The sequence below is a fragment of the Robinsoniella sp. genome (assembly GCF_034124845.1).
This window is the reverse complement of sequence record NZ_JAWYAJ010000303.1, coordinates 1-3,454: the sequence shown is the minus strand read 5'-3', so window position 1 is coordinate 3,454 and position 3,454 is coordinate 1. Positions and strand designations below refer to the sequence as shown.

Annotated in this window: 1 protein-coding gene; it reads left to right on the top strand. The window is 32.3% G+C overall.

All coding sequences use genetic code 11. The features are described 5' to 3' along the window. Positions 1-104: 104 nt before the first annotated feature. On the top strand, positions 105-3,314 hold the full coding sequence (locus ACH2DQ_RS15210) for an amino acid adenylation domain-containing protein (protein ID WP_395027314.1): 3,210 nt from the start codon (positions 105-107) through the stop codon (positions 3,312-3,314). The last annotated feature ends 140 nt before the right edge of the window (positions 3,315-3,454 follow it).

The following is a 3,454-nucleotide window of genomic DNA, read 5'->3' as shown; positions in this document are numbered from 1 at the left end:
AGGATTATGAGCTTCAGATTATAATCCGTAATTGGTCTGATGATCGGTACCAGGTAGATTTTGATTATCAAACTGATATTTATACAGAGGAAGAAATAGATGATATGTATAAACGTTTCATCTTGATTATTAAACAGATCATCAAAGATATATCAGTTAGCATACAAGACATACAATTGTTGGATAATAATGAAATAAAGAAGTATGTTTACAATTATCCTAAGCTGGAAGTTACTGCTAATGATGATTCTTACATAAAAATATTCGAAAAAAATGCAGAATTATTTAGGGATCATATAGCGCTGTCAATGGAAAATAAAGTACTCACATATGGAGAGTTAAATAACAGAGCAAATCAATTGTCATATCAATTCAAAAAGCTGGGGTTAAAAAAAGGAAAAGTAGCCGCGGCAGTCTTACCTCATAGAATGGAAAGCGTCATAGCTATATTGGCTATATTAAAATGTGGAGGAGTCTATCTGCCGGTTGATGTATATCTGCCTGAAGACAGAAAAGCGGGCATAATAGTAAATTCAAAAGCTAATTTATTGATTCAATACAACAAAGAGGTCACTGACGGTTTTAATGGTCCAAGATTTTTACTCAATGAATTTACATTCCAAAAAGATACTTTTCCAAATCCGGAACAAAAAATGTCTTTAGATGATATTGTTTATATGATATATACATCAGGCTCTACCGGTGATCCAAAGGGGGTTCTAGTAAGTAATCAAAACCTGATAAATTATTGTCAATGGGCACAGAAAACATATTTGAAAGACAAGAATGATATTTTTGCATTATATTCTTCTTTTGCCTTTGACTTTACCGTAACTGCTCTATTTTTACCATTGCTGTCAGGAGCCCAAATTAGGATATATGACAGGTATAGCGAGCAAAACGTTTTCAAAAAAATTTTTGAGGAAGGGTTGGTTACAATCGTTAAAATAACTCCTTCACAAGTTGCTCTCTTACAGGACATTCATATAAAAAGAATTGCTGTACACACATTTATAGTAGGAGGTGAAAATTTTAATGAGGCTGTCTGCAATAACCTTTATATAAAATATAATAGAAAAATACGGATCTTTAATGAGTATGGACCAACGGAAACTACAGTTGGATGCACGTGTAAACTTTACGTTGCAAGTGAGACATATCTTGAGCCATCGGTACCAATAGGACCACCTATAGATAATACGCAGCTCTTACTCTTAGATCAGGATTTATGCCCTGTTCCAAATTATACAAATGGAGAAATATATATATCTGGGAAAGGTGTAACAAAAGGTTATTTTAAAGACAAAAACTTAACGAAAAAAAGATTTCTGCCCAATCCATATTGGAAAGGTCAGATAATGTATAAAACAGGTGATCTTGCTGTGCGTGATAAAAGTGATAACATATATTTTATAGGCAGAAATGATAGCCAGATTAAATTAAGGGGTTATCGGATATCCACAACAGAAATTGAACAAAAGATTATTGAAAGTCCCTATTCAAACAATGCTGCAGTGGTTATAAATTCGTTTGATAATAATGGGCAGGTGCTAGAAGCTTTTATAGTACCTACAAAAGCATATGCTGAGAATGAACTGAAAATATACTTAAAATCACAATTACCTGAGTATATGGTTCCCTCCATGTATATAGTACTAGAAGAATTACCAGTTACAATCAATGGTAAAATAGATAAAGAAAAGTTATTGTTATCCAGAAGTATACCAAGTGAAACGAAAAATATTAATTATCAAATATCAGATGAGGCTAAATTGCTGATACAGGTAATGAAGCAGGTTCTTCAGTGTGAAAAGTTAAGTCCAGAAGATAATTTCTTTGCTGTTGGCGGAGACTCAATTAAAGCAATACAGATTTCTTCAAGACTGAATGAAAAGGGATATCGCTTAAGCGTACACAGTATGATGAATAATCCGTTTATTGGAGCTATGGCTGATTTCATGGAAATAGCCGGTATAAACAGATATGAGCAGGGGCTGTGCTCCGGCAATATGAAACCAACGCCAATAATAAACTGGTTTCATGACCAGGATGCTAAACGAATGGATGGGTACACGCAATCTGTGGTACTTTATCTGGAAAAAGATATAAAATTAGATGATTTAAATCATATCTTTTATGAACTTATAAAACATCATGATATTCTGCGGGCGAACTTCTCCTTCAAAGAGGAATGTTTGTTTTATAATCAAAGTCATTTAAAGCAGTCTGAAATAGTTCGGTTCATTAATCTACAAAACAGGTCCTTATCTGAAGAAAAGAGACTCTTGCAGCAAATATTTCAGTTAGAAAGTGACTTATTAATTAGAGTATACTTTATACAGGGAAATGACCAAAAAAAGTTATTCATCTGCATACATCACCTGGTTATAGATGGTGTCTCGTGGCGGATATTATTGGAAGATCTAAATTCTCTCATAGGAAAAAAATTAAATCATCAGGAGTTGACTTTACCGGAAAAAACATGTTCTTACCAACTATATGCACAAGAAATTTGGGATTACTCAAAAAAATTAAAAACAGATAGGGACTATTGGAACAATATATTGAACATACAAGATAAATTAATAGATCAAAAACCTGTTTGGAATGAAAAACAGGATGAGTTTCTGAATTTATATGGTAATGTTATTTTAGATTACAGAACATCAACCAGGCTGGACTATCTGCTTCTTGGAGCATTTTTAAAAGCGATTAAAGATATATTGGGATATGAAGAGATGATAATAGAAATAGAAGGACATGGAAGAGATGCCTTGCCGGAAAGGAATATCAATAGAACAGTTGGATGGTTTACTGTCTGGTGTCCGGTATATTTTCGTATAGACTCAAATGAACGGGATTTAATCTTAAACCAGGTTCTAAAAGTGCTTAAGGAGAATGAACGCAGAAAGCATGAATATATGATTATGAAAAACTTAAAAAAAATACCTATGCCAAAGTATGATGTGATACGTTTTAATTACTTGGGCGAATGGAATGACCATCAGTATAATCAATTTAAGTTAGATCAAATTTACTTCGATAATAATAGTACAGCTGGAAATGATAATCAGCTTTTCTTAGAAATTATTATGATAAAAATAAATAATCAGATAAAGACAGCTCTCAGATATTGTGGAAAGGTATTTACCTCTAAGATTTCAGTATTATTGGAAAGTTTTCTGAATGAAATACAGGAATTTAAAATAGTAGGAGATAAACTACAGTATCATACTTATTTACAGGAACATAATTTTGCTGATATTCCATTAAATGACCTAGAATATCTGATAAATAAGGAGGAGTCATCGTGATATGCATCATGTGTGCTTTACAAAGTGAATATGAAAATATTCAGTCTTATTATCACATAATTCAAAAGAGAAAAATAAATGAAAACAGCTTTTTATCTGTTTGTGAAGAAAATATCATAATTATAAAATCTCAGGTAGGA